This is a genomic window from Methylobacterium sp. Leaf123 (assembly GCF_001423405.1).
Lineage (GTDB): Bacteria > Pseudomonadota > Alphaproteobacteria > Rhizobiales > Beijerinckiaceae > Methylobacterium.
Genome location: NZ_LMNS01000001.1, coordinates 663,697 through 680,382 on the forward strand (window position 1 = coordinate 663,697; position 16,686 = coordinate 680,382).

Genomic DNA, 16,686 nt, shown 5'->3' on the forward strand with positions numbered 1-16,686 from the left:
CGCTGTCGTATGCGGGGCGCAGTCTTCCCGCGCGGAAACGACTATGGTCGGCCGCGTGATCGCCGCCATGCTCCTCGAATCCTCCTCGGACCTCCCGCGTCCGTTCCTCGACGTCACCGCCTCGGCACTCGGGCGGCCCTGGCGCGAGCGCTGCGGCGACCCGAGCCTCCAGGCGCTCGCCGTGACGATGACCCAGGCCTATGGCCTGCCGGATCTGCTCGCGCGCGTCCTCGTCGGGCGCGGCGTGCGGCCGGCGGAGGCGGAAGCCTATCTCGCCCCACGTCTGCGCGACCTGATGCCGGACCCGTCGGCACTCGTGGATATGGAGGCGGCGGTCGAGCGGCTCGCCCATGCCGTGCGCGCCCGTGAGGCGGTGGCCATCTTCGGCGATTACGACGTGGACGGGGCGTCGAGCGCGGCCCTGCTGGCCGACTATCTCCGCGCGCTCGGCGTGCCGGTGCGCATCCACATCCCCGACCGCATCACCGAAGGCTACGGCCCCAATGTCGGCGCTGTCACGACCCTGCGGGAGGAGGGCGCGAGCCTGCTCGTCTGCGTCGATTGCGGCACCGCCGGCCACGAGCCGCTGGCCGCTGCCGCTTCGCTCGGCCTCGACGTGATCGTGCTCGACCACCACGGCGCGCCCGAAGAGCTTCCGCAGACGCGCGCTCTCGTCAATCCGAACCGTCTCGACGACCTGTCCGGCCTCGGCCATCTCTGCGCGGCGGGCGTGGTCTTCATGACCCTCGTCGCGCTGGCGCGCCGGCTGCGGCGGGACGGCGTCTTCGCAACATCCGCCGAGCCGCGCCTCACCGACTTCCTCGATCTCGTGGCGCTCGCCACCGTCGCCGACGTGGTGCCGCTCATAGGGCTCAACCGAGCCTTCGTCGTCCAGGGGCTCGCAGTCATGCGCGGGCGCGGGCGGCCGGGACTGGCCGCCCTCCTCGACGCGGCGGGGCTCAGCGAGCCGCCGGAGGCTTGGCATCTCGGCTTTCTCCTCGGGCCGCGCATCAATGCCGGCGGGCGGATCGGCGATGCCGGTCTCGGCGCGCGGCTGCTCACCACCGCCGATCCGATGGAGGCTCGCCGCATCGCCGACGAACTCGACCGACTCAACCGCGAGCGGCAGGCCATCGAGGCGCAGGCAGTCGCCGAGGCCGAGGCGGAGATGGATGCGCACCTCACCCGCGATCCGGACCGTCCGGTCCTGATCGCCGCCTCGCCGGAATGGCATCCTGGCATCGTCGGCCTCATCGCCGCCCGGCTCAAGGAGCGGTTTGGCCGGCCGGCCTTCGCCTTTGCGGTCAAGCCCGACGGCAGCGCGGTGGGCTCCGGCCGCTCCGTCATCGGGGCGGATCTCGGCGGTGCCGTGCGCGGCGCAGTCGAGGCGGGGCTCGCGGTCAAAGGCGGCGGGCATGCCATGGCCGCTGGCGTGACCCTCCCACCCGGAGGCCTCGCCGCCTTCGGGGAGAGCCTTACCCACGATCTCGTCGAGGCCGTCGGCCGAGCCCGCGCCGCCGAGGCGCTGCTGATCGACGGGACTGTGAGTGCCGGAGGGGCGACCGCCGAACTGGTGCGTCTGATCCAGCGGGCCGGCCCTTTCGGACAAGGGGCGCCCGAGCCGGTGATGGCATTGCCGCGCCACCGCATCGTCGATGCCGGCATCGTCGGCAATGGGCATGTCCGCGCCCGCCTCGTCAGCGGCGACGGGCAAGCGGTCGGCGCGATCGCGTTCCGTGCCGCACAGGGCCCGCTGGGCATCGCGCTGCTCGGCGGGATCGGCCGCAGCTTCCACGTCGCCGGAACCCTGTCCTGCGACCGCTGGCGCGGAGCGGAGCGGGCCCAGGTCCGAATCTGCGACGTCGCGCCCTGTGGATAGAAATTCGGCCGAGCTGATCGGTTGACACCCGATCGCGCCCTAATCATAAGGGCCTCGCCTGCCGCGAAACATACGCGGTGACCCGGTTTGGGGGAATGTCCCGAGCGGCAAAGGGGGCGGACTGTAAATCCGCTGCGTAAGCTTCGTAGGTTCGAGTCCTACTTCCCCCACCAAACCTGACCTTCACACTTGCGACTGTTTATTTCGCCTCGTGCCGAGTTTGTCGGCCCGCGACGGTCGCCAAGTCTTGCGTACGCTCGATTGAACTTGAAGGCGCGGGCGGCCTGAGCGCTCCCCTCGATGCAACCTGAAGCTTAGGCGTGCCGCCGTTCCGCCCTGGCCGTGCGGCATGATTCTGTTCACAGCCGAACGCTTTCGTGCCCAAAATTAACCTGCGTTAGTTCCGCTCGATTTCGAGGGCGCTAGGTTGCTGGGACTAGGCCAAGGAAACGCAGTGCCAAACCCGCTCGTCCGTAAGCTAGAAAATTTCATCCGCCTCACTTCCGAAGAGAAGCAGGCGTTGGAGAAGATCGCGCAGCCGACACGTCGACTGGGACCGCGTGAGGACGTGGTCCGCGATGGCGATCGGCCGCGTCATGTGAACGTCGTTCTCGAAGGCTGGGCCTGCCGCTACAAGCAACTCGAGGATGGGCGCCGTCAGGTCATCTCGATCTTCCTGCCCGGCGATCTGTGCGATCCGCATGTCTTCGTCCTGCGGAAGATGGACCACTCGCTCGGTACGCTGACCTCGGTGGTTCTCGCCGAGATTCCGGAAACCGCCATCCGGGAGATCACCCAGCAGTATCCGCGCGTGGCGGAGGCGTTGTGGTGGGAAATGCTCGTGACGGCGGCGATCCAGCGCGAATGGACCGTCAGCCTCGGTCAGCGGCTGGCGACCGAGCGTCTCGGGCATCTGTTCTGCGAGCTGTTCCTGCGCCTGCGCGCCGTCGGCATGACGAACGACACGAGCTGCGAATTCCCGATCACCCAGGCTGATCTCGGGGACGCGATGGGGCTTTCGACGGTCCACATCAATCGTACCCTCAAAGAATTACGGGCGGCGGGTTTGATCCGCCTGCGTGGCCGACAATTGACGATACCGGATTTTTCGGCGCTCCAAGCCGCGTCACTGTTCGACCCGTCTTACCTGCATTACGAGCGCGATCCCTTGAACACGGCCGAGGATTAAGGATCGGCCGTTGGCCGATTCATCTCAACGAGGTCAGCGAACGGCGACGTCATGAACCAGGATCCGCGCGACGCACGTATAGAGGAGTTGGAGGCCGAGAATCGGCGCCTGCGCCGCTTCCTTGACGAGACCGGTTTGCCGGCGGAGCTGCGCCACAAGGTGCGCAATACGCTCTCCATGCTGCGGGCGATCATCCGTCGCTCCTCGGAGACCAGCGATTCCCTGGAGACCTATGTCGCTCATCTCGACGGACGGCTCGACGCGCTCGCCCGCGTGCTCAATGCCCTGATGCGCAGCGTGCCCGAGGGGATCACCCTGCATTCCCTGGTCGCCGACGAGCTGCTGGTCCATCTCGCCCGCGAGGGCGAACAGGTCGCGATTTCCGGTCCGAGCCTCCTCCTGCGCCCGGGTGCGGCGGAGGTGCTGGCCATGGCCATCCACGAACTGGCCGTGAATGCCGTCGAGCATGGCGCCCTGACCGTGCCGCAGGGCCGCATCGATGTGAGTTGGACGCTGTCGCCGCCGAGCGAGTCGTCCGGCGCCCGCCCGCAACTGACCTTCGTCTGGGAAGAAAGCGGTTTCACCGACCTCGCATCGGCACCATCGCACAGCGGCTTCGGAACGGAAGTGCTCACACGCAGCCTGCGCTACGAGTTGAAGGCGGAGACGACCCTCGCCTTCGAGCCGCGCGGCCTGCGCTGCACGATCAGCCTGCCGCTGCCGGCTCAGATTACGGTGGTCGAGGACGAGGAATAGAGCATCATCCCGAAAGGCGGCTGCCGGCTTTCGGACAAAGATGATGCTCCAGCAGCGCCTCCATAACGGCGGATTGGCACGGTAGCCGGCCCGAACTGCGGCCTGTCGGGTACACCCGGCCGTTGTCCGCTCACCATTCCTCGATCATGCACTGTGCCAAGCGGGGCCGGGGTAGCCCCGCGGCGGATCGACGGGTACTTAACATCTGGATGCTTTCCTGGAGGCATCGCCCGTCACGAGCCACGGACCCCACCCAGCGAATGCATGTCCGGATGAACTGCCTGCTGCGTTCGCCGGTCTTTGGTGGCGTTCTCCTGAGTGTCGCGGCTTTGCTCCTTCTGCCGCAGCCGGCCGCAGCCTTCGATCTGTTCGGCCTGTTCAGCTCGGAAGAGGAGCCGCCGGCTCCGAGCGCAACGGCGCTCCCCTATAACCTGCGGATTACCGGCACCGACGACTCGGACATTCTCCGGGCTCTGCAAGACACCTCGACGCTCTACCGTCTGCGCCAGGACGCGCCGCCGGACGGGGAGGGGCTGGTACGGCGCGCCGAGGCCGACCTGCGCCGCCTGACCGATGTGCTCTCCGGCTACGGCTATTATCAGGGCACCGTCTCGATCCGCATCGACGGCATCCCGGTGAGCGGCGAGGCCTCTTTGCCCGCCGCCGCCCGTGCCGCCGAGGCGTCGCGTGCGCGGGCGCTGGTTCCCGTGAAGATCGCGGTCGATCTCGGCCCCGCCTACACCCTGCGCACCGTGCGCGCCCTCGACCCCCGCGGCCGTCCGTTCTCGGAGGAGGTGCTGCCCGAGCGCTTCACCCGCACCGGTGACGACGTCCCGGCCCGCTCGGCGACCGTGCTCGCCCGCGAGGCGAAGATCGTCGATCGCTTCCGCGCCCTCGGCCACCCCTTCGCCAAGGCGGTGACCCGCGATCCCGTCGTGGACGACGCGGCCCACGTCATGGACGTGACCTTCACCATCGATCCGGGGCCGATGGCCGGGCTCGGTGAGGTATCGGTGAAGGCGACCGACGGGATCGATCCGGCGGTGATCCGCTCATTCATCTATTCCGAGCCCGGCGATCCCTACTCGCCGAAGGCGATCTCCGACATCCGTCGCTCGGTCGCCCGCATCGAGGGCCTCGGCGCGGTCCGCGTGCGCGAGGGCGAGAGTCTCGACGCGCAGGGCAATTTGCCGATCTTCGTCGAGGTGAGCGAGCGCGAGCGCAATCTCATCGGCGTCTCGGCGCGCTACTCCACGGTCGATGGGCCGGGCGTGCGCGCCTACTACGCCAACCGCAACCTCTGGGGCGGCGGCGAGACCCTGCGGCTCGACGCGGACATCTACTATCTCGGCCTCGGCTTCGATCCGTTCGCGACCCAGCGCAAGCTCGCCGGCATCGACACGACCGGGCTCGGCGGGCGCCTCTCGGCGACCTTCGTGAAGCCGGCGCTCGGCGGCACCCGCAATGATCTTCTGGCGAACCTCTTCGTCACCCGCGAGGTGCAGCAGAGCTACTTCGTGGACGCGGCCGGGGCCTCGGTTGCCGTCCGCCACCGCTTCTCCGATACCTTCTCGGCCCAGATCGGTCTCGACGGGCAAGTCGGCCGCTCGAAGGATGCCATCGGCACCGTCGATTACCGGCTGATCGGCGTGCCGCTCTCGGTTACCTACGACTCGACCGACAGCCTGCTCGACCCCACCGAGGGTTTCCGGGTGATCGCCTCGGCGGCACCCTATCCCGGCTTCCTCGGCTCGGATCCGGGCATCTTCGTCGCGAAAGCCCAGGGCTCGACCTATTACGCGCTCGATGACGAGGCGAAATACGTCCTCGCCGGGCGCGTCGGCTTCGGCTCGGTCTCGGGCGCCCGGCTCGATGAGATCCCCGACAATTTCCGCTTCTTCGCAGGCGGCGGCGGCTCGGTGCGCGGCTTTGCCTTCCGGACGCTGGGCCCCCGCGGGCCGTTCAACCTGCCGATCGGCGGGCGCAGCCTGCTGGAGGCCTCGATCGAGGCCCGCATCAAGATCACCGACACGATCGGCATCGTGCCGTTCTTCGACGCCGGCACCGCCTTCGCCTCGACGCTGCCGGATTTTGATGAGCGTATCCGCAAGGCGGCGGGCATCGGCCTGCGCTACTACACCGGCATCGGTCCGATCCGCGCCGACCTCGCCTTCCCGCTCGATCGGATCAAGGGAAATCGCGAGCTGCCGGCCGCCCTGTATATCAGCCTCGGACAGGCTTTCTGAATGGCGTTCTCTGCTCGCGGACGACACCGTCGCAGCCCGGCCGCCACGGCGGGCGAGGGGCGGAGCCGAGCCTACGGCCGCGCGATGGTTGCGGCCGCCTTCCTGTCGGCCGCCCTGCTGTTGGCCGCCTTCCTCACCACCGAAGACACACGCGCCGCCGACGGCGAGAAGACGGTGCTCGGCGGTCTCCTGTCGAAGGCTCTCTCGACGCCCTCGTCGCAGGTGACGATCGGCGCCGTCGATGGCGCCCTTTCCTCGGATGCCACGATCCGCGATGTGGTCATCAGCGATTCCGAGGGCCCGTGGCTGAAGCTCGACCGCGCTCGCCTGGTCTGGCGGCGCCTTGCCCTTCTGTCCGGCCGGCTCGAAGTCGACACCCTCGAAATCGGCCGCCTCGAAGTGCTGCGCAAGCCGGTGCCCGGCCCGACGCCGGCCGAGGCCGAGCCCGATGGCAGCCTGCTGCCGGATCTGCCGGTGAAGGTCGAGATCAAAAGCTTTGCCCTGGCCGAACTGGTTTTGGGCGAGAGCGTCGCGGGCCAGCCGGCGCGGCTCGCGGGCGACGGCAAGGCCAAGCTCGGAAACCCCTCCGAGGGGCTCGACGTCAGTGCGGATTTCCGCCGCCTCGACGCGGCCGGGCGCTTCATCGCCCGGCTCCTGTTCGTGCCCAACGGCGAGCGCCTGGAGCTGAAGGCCAGTCTCGTCGAGCCGGAGGGTGGGCTGCTCTCGAAAGCGGCGAACCTTCCCGGCACACCGCCGATCAACTTCGACCTCGACGGTCGCGGCACCCTCGATGCCTTCAACGCCCGGCTCGATTTCGATGCCGGCCCGGAGATCGGCGCGAAGGGCGGCGCACGCCTCTCGCGCATCGGCACGGACCGTCGCCTCAGCCTCGATCTGACCTCACGCATCGAAGGCCTCGTGCCGGGCCCGGCCGCGGCGATCTTCTCCGGCGAGACCAAGCTCGACGGCGGCATGGCCTTCTCCGATACGGGGTCGTTCCGCATCGACCGGCTCGACCTCGCCTCGCGCACCGCGCGGCTCGCCATCGGCGGCACCCTCACCGCCGACCGGGTCGCGGATTTCACGATCTCGGCGCGCGCAGTCCCGACCGAGGGCGGCGTCACCAAAGCGGCTGATGCCGAGTTGGACACCCTCGTCTTCGACGGCAGCCTGAAGGGGCCGCTCTCGGCGCCGCGGGTGAAGGGCAATCTCAAGGCGGCCGGCCTGCGCACCAGCGAATCGAGCCTGGAGAAGGTTGACGCCGTTCTGAACGTCGAGCCGACGGGCGCCGACAAGGCGCAGCGCTTCACCATCACCGCCGATGCGGCCATGGACGGCCTGCGCCTCGCCGATCCGGCGCTCCGCCGCGCGGTCGGCAGCCGGGCCAAGCTGACCCTGCGCTCCGCCGCCGGCTCGGACGGCGTGTTGGATGTCACCAACCTGACCGTCGAGTCCGACACGGCCCGCGCCGCCTATGCCGGACGGATCGGGCAGAACACGCTAGCCGGCACGCTCGATGCGGCGTTGTCCGATATCGGCGCCTTCTCGGGCATCGCGGGCCGGACCCTTGCCGGCCGTCTCGATGCCAAGGCGGTCCTGAGCGGTGATCCCGCCCGCAAGGCGCTCTCCGCCGACCTCGACCTGCGCGGCGGCGGTCTCGTGCTCGGAGAGGCGATTGCCGACCGGCTCGTCGGCCGTGCACCGACGCTGACGGGGCGCGTCTCGCAGACCTATGACGGCTACGGTTTCGAACGCCTGCGCTTCGAGGGCGCGGGGGTTGTCGCCACCCTCCAGGGGCAGGCGGACGCCAAGACCGCCGATGTCGCCGCCCGCGCCGATCTCAAGACCCTCTCTGCTTTCGATGAGCGCCTGTCCGGGCCGGCGAGCGCCGATGCACGGCTGACGGGCTCCCTGCTCAAGCCGGCCGTCACCGTGGCACTCCGCGCACCGGAAGTGAGCGCCAACGGGCGCCCGATCCGCGATCTGCGCTTCGATGCGGCGCTGAACGACCTGCGCGACGCGCTCGACGGCACCCTGCGCATGACCGGCGATATCGCCGGCAAGCCGCTGCGGGCCGAGGCCCACATCGCCCGGCCGACACGGAGCGACTACGCCCTCGACCGGCTCGCCTTCGCCCTCGGCTCCGTCGCGGCGGACGGCCAAGCCGTCGTCAATGCCGACAGCCTCCTCGCCGAGGGTGCGTTGACGGTCCGTGCCGGCGATCTCGGCGATCTGTCGCCGCTTGCGCTCGCGCCCACGGGCGGCAGCCTCGACGCGGCGGTGACGCTCTCCCGCGCGGGCGGGCGCCAGGACGCGACGATCCGCGCCACCGGCACCAGCCTGCGCTACGACTCGTTCGGCCTCGCCAAGCTCGACGCGGATCTTACCGGCCGCGACCTCCGGGCCCATCCGGTCATCGACGGCCATGCCGACGTCGCGCGGCTCGTCGCGGCGGGCCAGAGCATCGATACGGTGCGGCTCACCGCCAACGGCACGGCGGCGGCAAGCGACATCACCCTCACCGCCCAGGCCCGCGGCTTCGCCCTTGATGGCGCCGCGCGGCTGATCCCGGCCGAACGGACGCGGATCGAGATCGCGCGATTCTCGGCGCAGCGCGGCGGCGACCGTCTGGCTTTGGCCGGCCCCGCCGCGATCACCCTCGACGGTGGCTCGGCGCTGATCGAGAATCTGGTGGTCGCCGCCGGCTCCGGCCGGATCAGCGTGCAGGGGCGGGCGGGGTCGGATCTCGACCTCAAGCTCGGCATCCGCGCCCTGCCGCTGTCGCTGGCGCGGATCGCGAGCCCGAGCCTGGCGCTCTCCGGTACGCTGGAGGGCGAGGCCGACCTGCACGGACCCGCCGCGCGGCCGGAGGGGCGCTACGCCCTCTCCGTCGCCGGCCTCGTGACACCCGAAACCCGCAAGGCCGGCCTGCCGCCCATCACGGCGCGTGCGAGCGGCCGGCTCAATGACGGCGAGGCCAGCATCGACGGGCGGGTCTCGGCCGGGCGCGGCGCCGACGTCACCGTGACGGGCACCGTGCCGGTCGAGGCCGGTGGCGGCCTGAATCTGCGCGCCCGCGGCAATCTCGATGCGGCGCTCGCCAATTCGATGCTGAGCGCGAGCGGTCAGCGGGTTGCCGGCCGTATCGTGCTCGATGCGGGCGTGACCGGCACGGTCGCGGCACCGAAGGTGGAAGGCTCGGCAACGCTTTCGGGCGGCAGCCTCACCGATCCGCTCAACGGCATCCGCATCACCGACATCCAGGGTCGCGTGACGGGCCGGGGCGACACCATCGTGATCGAGCGGCTGACCGCCGCAACCCGCAATGGCGGGCGCCTCTCCGTGGACGGGCGCGTCGCCGTCGAACCGGCCTCCGGCTTTCCCGGCACGCTCCGCATCACCGCCGACCGGGCCGAACTCGTGTCGAGCCCACTGATGACGGCGGTGTCCAGCCTCAACCTCGCCCTGTCGGGGCCGCTCGCCCGCAAGCCGGTGATCAAGGGCCGGGTCGATGTCGTCTCCATCGACGTGTCGGTGCCCGACCGCCTGCCCGCCACGGTGCAGCCTCTGCCGGGCATCCGCCGGGTCAACGTGACGCCGCAGGTGCGCGAGCGCCTCGCCAAGCGGGCCGAGCGCAAGGCGCAGATCGAGGCGGTCAGCCGCCGGAAGAAGACGGCCCCGCCCTTCGACGCCAGCCTCGACGTGATCGTGAGCGCGCCGAGCCGGATCTTCGTGCGCGGACGCGGCATCGACGCCGAACTCGGCGGCGAACTGCACGTCACCGGATCCTCGCGCGACCCGCAGGCGAACGGTGACTTCACCCTGCGCCGTGGCGTGTTCAGCCTCGGCGGACAGCGCCTCGACTTCACCCGCGGCCGGGTGTTCTTCGCCGGCGATATCGCCCAGCCCGACCTCGATTTCGGCGCCGAGATCAGGGCCGCCGACGTCACCGCCCGCATCGCCGTCACCGGCCCCGCGGCGCAGCCCGCCTTCGCGCTCTCCTCCGATCCGAGCCTGCCGCAGGACGAGATCCTCTCGCGCATCCTGTTCAAGAAGGCGGCCGCCGGGCTCTCGCCGTTCCAGGCGCTGCAACTGGCCCAGGCCGTCGCGCAGCTCTCCGGCGGGGCAGGGGGCCCCGATGTGTTCGAGGCGGCCCGCAAGGGGCTCGGCCTCGACAGCCTTGATGTCTCGACGGGCGCGAGCGGCGGCCCGGCGGTCGGCGCCTCGCGCTACATCAACGACCGCATCAGCGTCGGCGTGAAGGCCGGCGCCAAGCCCGCCGACACCGCCGCGACGATCAATTACGACGTGACGCGGCGGATCAAGCTCAACGGCGAAGCCGGCAGCGACGGCCGCACCTCGGTCGGCGTCGGCGCGGAATGGGAGTGGTAGGCGGCCATCGGCCCGAGACGCCAAGGGGCTACGAATCGGAGGGTGTGGGCATGAAGCGGGCTGTCATCCACGCGTCCGGATTGTCGCTCGTCCTGTTACTCCTCGCCGCTCCCGCGACTAGCGGAGAGTTCACGGATCCGGCCACGGGCTTCTCGGTGACCGTGCCGGACGGCTTTGCCACCCGATCTCCGCGCCAGGACCCCAACCACGAAATCCTGATCGACATCGTCAGCTTGACGGGGCAGCCGCCGGTCGCGGGACGCAGCGAGGCGCTGTGTGCCGCAGGATTCAGGCGGAACCAGCCGGGGGCGGTTTCCTCACAGGATGCGCTGAACGCCCTGCCGGCCCTGCGAGACCGGGTCGTCGAAGCCAGGACGGTTTTGGCCAGCCAGGGTCTGGAGACGGAGACCGTCGATCCGATCCAGAGCAGTGACTTCGCCGGGTTCGAGATCGTCTCGATCCCGACAACCGGGCCGGATCACCGCAACGTTCGCCTCTACATGGCGATCATGGACCGCGTCATCGGCCGATCCGACATCGTGTGCGCGACGACGAAGCCGGCTTTACCGAGCGCCCTGCCGGTTTTTCGTACGATACGCGACGGCATCCGTCCGCCCACACGGTAGAGGGCTCGTCGCATCGGCGCCTGGACGGTTCACGTTGTCCTCGCGATCATTGTGAAAGAGCCCGGCGCCGTCACGGCGCCGGGCTCTTTCCGACCTGAGGCGTCCTACGGCTCCTTGAAGCCGTATTCCGGCACGCCTTCCTCATTGCCGTAATACTTGTAGGGCAGGAACTTGCCCGAGAGATTCATCTTCACCCGGTCGCCCTTGTTGTTGGGCTCCCGCTCCATCGTCATGTTGAAGTCGATCGCCGACATGATACCGTCGCCGAACTCCTCTTGGATCAGCTCTTTCCACGTCGTGCCGTAGACCATCACCAGCTCGTAGAAGCGGTAGATCAGCGGGTCCGTCGGCGGCATCTGCGGGATCGAGCCGCGATAGGGAGCCTCGTTCAGCATCCGCTCCTCGGCCTGGCTCAGCCCGAACAGCTCGGCGGCCTTGGCGGCCTGCGCCTTGGGCAGCTTCATCTGGCCCATGCAGGCGGCGGTGATGAGGATCGGCGAGATGCCTCCGATCTCGTCCTGGATGTACTTCCAGGTCCAGCCCTTCTCGCGCTTGATGTCGAGAAGCTTCTCGGTGAGGTCTTCGCGCTTCATGCTTGTCTCCCTGGGGGCGGACCGTCCCGGCCTGTCTCGCATTGCCGGAACGCGGCTCGGACGACGCATTGCGATGTTCGCTGCGTCTTCGCATGGTAGTTTGGCAAGCGACGTGCCAAATCAAAGCGACGGCACAAATCTCGACAATTCAACAACTTAGCGCGCTCTGGTGCAGCTACGAAATTTCGCCTATGACGAAATTCCGTAGCAAGAATGCGAGATCTCGTGGTGCTGCCATCAGGGCCGGAGACGCCGACCGCGTCGGATTACGGCAGCGCCTTCGCTGAGAATGCCGAGGCGATGCTGGTGTTCGAGCCCGTGGCCGACCGCATCGCCGACGCCAACCCGGCCGCAACCCGTCTCCTCGGCCATTCGCGCCCGGCTTTGCGCGCCATGCCGGTGAGCGTCCTCCACCCCGATCAGCGGCCCGCACTCGTGGTGTTCACCCAGGCCGTCCTCGCCGAGGGCCGGTGGTGGACACAGGGACTCACGCCGCACCACGCCACCGGCAGGCCGCTGCGGCTCGAATATGCCGGCTGCGTGCTCTCGGGCGAGCCGACACGGCTCCTCGTCACCCTCTACGATCTCGATGAGCGCGAGCGCCGCCGGATCGACCGGGAGGCCGAGGCGCATATGCGCGCCGGCTTGCCCGAATGGCAGCGCATGGAGCGCATCTTTCGCGACATCGAGCGCGGCAATCGCCTGATTCTGCGGGCGGCGGGGGAGGGGATCTACGGCGTCAACGCGGACGGGATCACCACCTTCGTCAATCCGGCGGCGGAGCGGATGCTGGGATGGGCCTCGGCCGATCTCGTCGGCAAGGACATGCACGCCACCGTCCATCACACCCATCCGGGCGGCGCGCATTACCCGCATCACGATTGCCCGATCTACGCGGCCTTCCGCGACGGGGCCGTGCATCAGGTCGATGGCGAGGTGTTCTGGCGCAAGGACGGCACCTGTTTCCCCGTCGAGTACACCTCGACGCCGATCCGCGAGGGCGGGCAGTTGCTCGGCGCGGTGATCGTGTTTCGCGATGTCAGCCAGCGCCGTGAGGACGAGGACCGGTTGCGGGCCGCACTCGCCGAAGTCGATTCCCTGCGCGAGCGCCTGGAGCAGGAGAACGCCTACCTGAAAGAGGAGATTCGCGCCGAGAGCCACCATCAGGGCATCATCGGGCGCAGCCCGGTCATGGAGGCGTTGCTGCGTCAGATCGACGTGGTGGCGGGCACCGATGCGACCGTCCTCATCACCGGCGAATCCGGCACCGGGAAGGAGTTGATCGCCCGGGCCATCCACGAGGCGAGCCGCCGCCGCGAGCGGCCCCTGATCCGGGTGAACTGCGCGGCGATCCCGCGCGACCTGTTCGAGAGTGAGTTCTTCGGCCACGCCAAGGGTGCCTTCACCGGGGCTCTGCGCGACCGGATCGGGCGGTTCGAACTTGCGGATGGCGGCACGCTGTTCCTCGACGAGGTCGGGGAGATCCCGCTCGACCTCCAGGGCAAGCTCCTGCGCGTCCTCCAAGAGCGCCAATTCGAACGGGTCGGCGAGGAGCGCACCCGCGCGGTCGATATCCGGCTGATCGCCGCGACCAACCGCGACCTCAAGGAGGAGGTGCGCCGCGGGCGGTTCCGCGAGGATCTCTACTTTCGCCTCAACGTCTTCCCCGTCACCTCCGCGCCGTTGCGGGAGCGCCGCGAGGACGTGCCGCTGATCGCGCAGCATGTCTTGAAGGCCGCCGCGCGGCGGCTCAACCGGACGGATCTGCGCCTGACCGAGGCCGATGCCCGCCGCCTGTCCCGCTACGATTGGCCGGGCAATGTGCGCGAGTTGGAGAACGTGATCGAGCGCGCCGCGATTCTGGCCGAGCGGGGCCGCCTGCGCTTCGATCTGCCGGAAACCCGCAGCACCGGCCCCGTCACGCCCGCACCGGAGCGCCCGACGGATCTCGGCCGGCCGTTGTCCGAAGACGAGCGCCGCGCCCGTGCCCGCAGCGAGATCGAGGCGGCGCTTCACATCAGCGGCGGAAAGGTTTTCGGCGCCGGCGGCGCGGCCGAACTGCTCGGCCTCAAACCGACGACGTTGCGCTCGCGGATGAAGGTGCTGGGGATCGAGCCGCTCTGACGGGCGGTGCGTCGCAGAGCTGTCATTTGCGCCGGCTTGGATATCATCCGATATGTCCCGACCGGGCCGCCGTCGACGGGGGATCGCCGCCTGCGGAAACACGCCTGTGTGCCGAGTCCGAGCGATGCTGTGAGAGCGGAAACGACACGCCGCCGCGCGGCCCGGACGCTTCGACGCCTCGGGAGCGGCGTCCCGGTCCTCGTCCTGTCCGGTCCGCTCTGTATCGCCGCGGTCCCGGCGGGCGCCCAATCGCTGCCGTCGCTGGCCTTGCCCCTGCCGCTGGGCCTTCCGCTGACGGGCGCGGGCGGCGACCCGCAGACCGCGATTGCGCAATCGCGGACGTCGGATCAGGTGTCGGTCACGAACGAGGGCTCGATCCAGGACGCGCTCGGCCCCTATGGCGACCCGTTCGGGCTGCGGGCCGCATTGGCCGCGCGGGGCATCACTTACGTCCTCACCTATATCGGCGAGGGGTTTTCCAGCGCCTCCGGCGGGCTGCGGCGCGGGACGACCTTCGGCGGTCGCCTCGACGCCTCGCTCGACATCGATCTCGATCGGCTCGCCGGCTGGAGCGGCGCCCGGTTTCACACCGACTTCTTCCAGATCCACGGGCACGGCCTGTCGCGGCGCTTCGTCAACAACCTCACCACGGTCAGCGGCATCGAGGCATTGCCCTCGACCCGGCTGTTCGAACTGTGGATCGAGCAGCGCTTCTTCGATGACCGGCTCTCGGTGAAGATCGGACAGGTCTCGGCCGATACGGAATTCGCCATCGCGCAATCGGCGGTGGTGTTCATCAATGCCGGGTTCGGCTGGCCGAATGTCGGCGCGGTCGTGATGCCGAGCGGCGGGCCGATCTATCCCCTGGCCACGCCCGCCATCCGCCTGAAATACGAGCCCACCGCCGAACTCTCGCTGCAGGGCGGCCTGTTCAACGGCGATCCGGCGGGGACGCCCGCCGGCGACGAGACTGATCCGGAGCGGCGCAACCGCACCGGCACGAGTTTCCGCGTCAACGATCCGGCGCTGCTGATCGGCGAGGTGGCCTATGCCTATCCCAGCCTGCCCGGTGCCGAGCGGCTGCCCGGCACCGCGACCCTGGGCGGCTGGTACCATTTCGGCCGGTTCGACAGCCCCCGCCTCGATGAGGTCCGCGGGCGGCTCTTGGCCGATCCCGAGGCGAGCGGCATCGCCCGGCGCTTTCGCGGGAATGCGGGCCTCTACGCGATGCTGGACCAGACGATCTATCGCGAGCCCGGCACGCTGAACGAGGGCGCGTCGGCCTTCCTGCGGGTCTCCGCGGTGCCGACCGACCGCAATCTGATCGATCTCTACGTCGATGCCGGCGTGGCCTATCGCGGTCTGTTCGAGGGCCGCCCCAACGATACGCTGGGCCTCGGGGTGATCCATTCCCGCATCAGCCCCGCCGCCCGCGCCTTCGACCGCGATGCCCGCGTCTTCGGGGCCGGATCGGGGCCGCTGCGCAGCAGCGAGACCGTGATCGAGGCGACCTATCAGGCGGAAATGGTGCCCGGCTTCACTCTTCAGCCGGATCTTCAATACGTCATGCGGCCCGGCGGCGGTCTGGCTGACGCGCGCGGGCGCCGGTTGCGCAACGCTACGGTTCTGGGCCTGCGCGCGACGGTCAACTACTGACCAACGCGCCGGCCTCGATGGCCGTCACGGCCGTGGTGGCTCGGCCCCGATCGGCTGGTAGGCGGGCCCTCCGGCCCCGTCGTCGTTGAGGGTTTCCATGAAGGCGAGGAGGTCGGCCTTCTCCTGCGCCGTCAGATGGAGCGGGCGGATGTCGCGGGATCGGCTCGGCCGGTCGATGCCGCCGCGGTCGTAGAGGTCGATCACCTCGGCCAAGGTCTTCAGTGAACCGTCATGCATGTAGGGCGGGCGCCGCGCGACGTTGCGCAGGGTCGGCGTCTTGAAGGCGTGGCGCAGGGCCGTCGAGGTCGGGAAGAACCGCCCCCGGCCGATCGCACCGTCCGTGGCGACGCCGATGTCGTGGAACGAGCCGTCTGTGAAGTTCCAGCCGGAATGGCAGGCGGCGCAATGGGCCTTGTCGTTGAACAGATCGAAGCCGCGCTTGGCGGCCGGACCGAGCGCCCGTGCATCGCCCTCGACCCAGCGGTCGAAAGGGGCTCGACCGGAAACGATCAGGCGCTGGAAGGTCGCAAGTGCCTGTTCGATGCGCTCCGAGGTCACCGGTCCGCCCTCCGGCATGGGTCCGGGGAACGCCTTGGCGAAGGCCGTGACGTATTTCGGATCGGCCGCGACGCGCCGGACCATCTCCTCGGGCGGCATGTTCATATTGCCGGGGGCGGTCAGCGGCGTGCGGGCCACCGTCTCGAGACCGCGGAACTTGCCGTCCCAGCCATAGATCGTGTCGGTCCAGGCGACATTGAGCAGCGTCGGCGTGCGGAAATCCATGAAGCCGCCGTCGCTGCGCGGGGCGCGCGGATGCGAGTCGGTCCAGTCCTGCCCCGGCACGTGACAGGTGGCGCAGGTGCGGTCGCTCTTCCGTGAGAGGACAGGCTCGAAGAACAGCGCGCGGCCGAGTTCGGCCTTGGCGGCCTGATAGGGGTTGTCGTCGGGGAAGGGGATCGCGTCGGGGCGGCGATACTCGGCGAGCGCAGCCGAACGGTCGGGCTCGCCGTTCGTCGCGATCGCCAGGCCTCCCAACAGGATCGTCAGAAGGGCGGCGACGCCCCCCACGAATTTCCAAGCCATTCGAACCTCGATCGATTCGACCTTTGGGGCTTTGGCTTTAATTCTGGTTAAGATGCACCCATAACATTGTCGTGAACGGCGCCTGTCAGTTCGTAATTGACCATAATGATGGGCCAATAGCCTGAGCGGTGTGTCCAACACA

10 protein-coding genes and 1 tRNA gene are annotated in these 16,686 nt (G+C 69.2%); 9 read left to right on the forward strand and 2 right to left on the reverse strand.

All coding sequences use genetic code 11. The features are described from left to right. Positions 1 to 43 precede the first annotated feature (43 nt). The 7 genes from recJ to ASF53_RS02935 all read left to right on the forward strand — a co-directional run bounded on the left by recJ (position 44) and on the right by ASF53_RS02935 (position 11,088). Complete coding sequence (gene recJ, locus ASF53_RS02905; protein WP_056193426.1) at positions 44 to 1,879, forward strand: single-stranded-DNA-specific exonuclease RecJ; 1,836 nt, start codon at positions 44 to 46, stop codon at positions 1,877 to 1,879. Positions 1,880 to 1,968: 89 nt separating this feature from the next. Further along, a tRNA-Tyr gene (locus tag ASF53_RS02910) sits at positions 1,969 to 2,052 on the forward strand. A 281-nt stretch (positions 2,053 to 2,333) separates the two neighbouring features. Further along, positions 2,334 to 3,068: a Crp/Fnr family transcriptional regulator gene (locus ASF53_RS02915; RefSeq protein WP_056193430.1), complete on the forward strand. Its 735-nt coding sequence runs from the start codon at positions 2,334 to 2,336 to the stop codon at positions 3,066 to 3,068. A 51-nt stretch (positions 3,069 to 3,119) separates the two neighbouring features. Beyond that, positions 3,120 to 3,824: an HWE histidine kinase domain-containing protein gene (locus tag ASF53_RS02920; protein ID WP_056193434.1), complete on the forward strand. Its 705-nt coding sequence runs from the start codon at positions 3,120 to 3,122 to the stop codon at positions 3,822 to 3,824. Between the two features lie 260 nt (positions 3,825 to 4,084). Further along, a complete protein-coding gene (locus tag ASF53_RS02925) occupies positions 4,085 to 6,070 on the forward strand; it encodes an autotransporter assembly complex protein TamA (RefSeq protein WP_056193437.1) in 1,986 nt (661 codons plus the stop codon). Then, a complete protein-coding gene (locus ASF53_RS02930) occupies positions 6,071 to 10,462 on the forward strand; it encodes a translocation/assembly module TamB domain-containing protein (protein ID WP_056193441.1) in 4,392 nt (1,463 codons plus the stop codon). A 155-nt stretch (positions 10,463 to 10,617) separates the two neighbouring features. Beyond that, the gene (locus ASF53_RS02935) at positions 10,618 to 11,088 is read left to right on the forward strand and encodes a hypothetical protein (protein WP_156635348.1); all 471 of its coding nucleotides are present in this window, start codon (positions 10,618 to 10,620) and stop codon (positions 11,086 to 11,088) included. Between the two features lie 104 nt (positions 11,089 to 11,192). On the opposite strand, the gene cynS is transcribed toward ASF53_RS02935, so the two are convergent. Continuing rightward, positions 11,193 to 11,681: a cyanase gene (gene cynS / locus ASF53_RS02940; RefSeq protein WP_056193446.1), complete on the reverse strand. Its 489-nt coding sequence runs from the start codon at positions 11,679 to 11,681 to the stop codon at positions 11,193 to 11,195. 300 nt (positions 11,682 to 11,981) lie between these two features. On the opposite strand from cynS, the gene ASF53_RS02945 reads away from it, so the two are divergent. Together ASF53_RS02945 and ASF53_RS02950 are read left to right on the forward strand one after the other, a co-directional pair. Continuing rightward, complete coding sequence (locus ASF53_RS02945) at positions 11,982 to 13,805, forward strand: sigma 54-interacting transcriptional regulator (protein WP_286134091.1); 1,824 nt, start codon at positions 11,982 to 11,984, stop codon at positions 13,803 to 13,805. Between the two features lie 129 nt (positions 13,806 to 13,934). Continuing rightward, positions 13,935 to 15,461, forward strand: a complete 1,527-nt coding sequence (locus tag ASF53_RS02950; protein WP_056193453.1) for a carbohydrate porin — start codon at positions 13,935 to 13,937, stop codon at positions 15,459 to 15,461. Between the two features lie 24 nt (positions 15,462 to 15,485). On the opposite strand, the gene ASF53_RS02955 is transcribed toward ASF53_RS02950, so the two are convergent. Then, entirely contained in the window at positions 15,486 to 16,544 is a 1,059-nt protein-coding gene (locus ASF53_RS02955) for a cytochrome-c peroxidase (protein ID WP_056193457.1), read from the reverse strand. Between the last annotated feature and the right edge of the window lie 142 nt (positions 16,545 to 16,686).

Excerpts from the sequence above, each read along its gene's own strand:
- recJ (WP_056193426.1), top strand. The coding sequence starts at position 44 with ATGGTCGGCCGCGTGATCGCCGCCATGCTCCTCGAATCCTCCTCGGAC.
- ASF53_RS02955 (WP_056193457.1), bottom strand. The coding sequence starts at position 16,544 with ATGGCTTGGAAATTCGTGGGGGGCGTCGCCGCCCTTCTGACGATCCTG.
- ASF53_RS02945 (WP_286134091.1), top strand. The coding sequence starts at position 11,982 with ATGCTGGTGTTCGAGCCCGTGGCCGACCGCATCGCCGACGCCAACCCG.
- ASF53_RS02925 (WP_056193437.1), top strand. The coding sequence starts at position 4,085 with ATGCATGTCCGGATGAACTGCCTGCTGCGTTCGCCGGTCTTTGGTGGC.
- ASF53_RS02930 (WP_056193441.1), top strand. The coding sequence starts at position 6,071 with ATGGCGTTCTCTGCTCGCGGACGACACCGTCGCAGCCCGGCCGCCACG.
- cynS (WP_056193446.1), bottom strand. The coding sequence starts at position 11,681 with ATGAAGCGCGAAGACCTCACCGAGAAGCTTCTCGACATCAAGCGCGAG.
- ASF53_RS02920 (WP_056193434.1), top strand. The coding sequence starts at position 3,120 with ATGAACCAGGATCCGCGCGACGCACGTATAGAGGAGTTGGAGGCCGAG.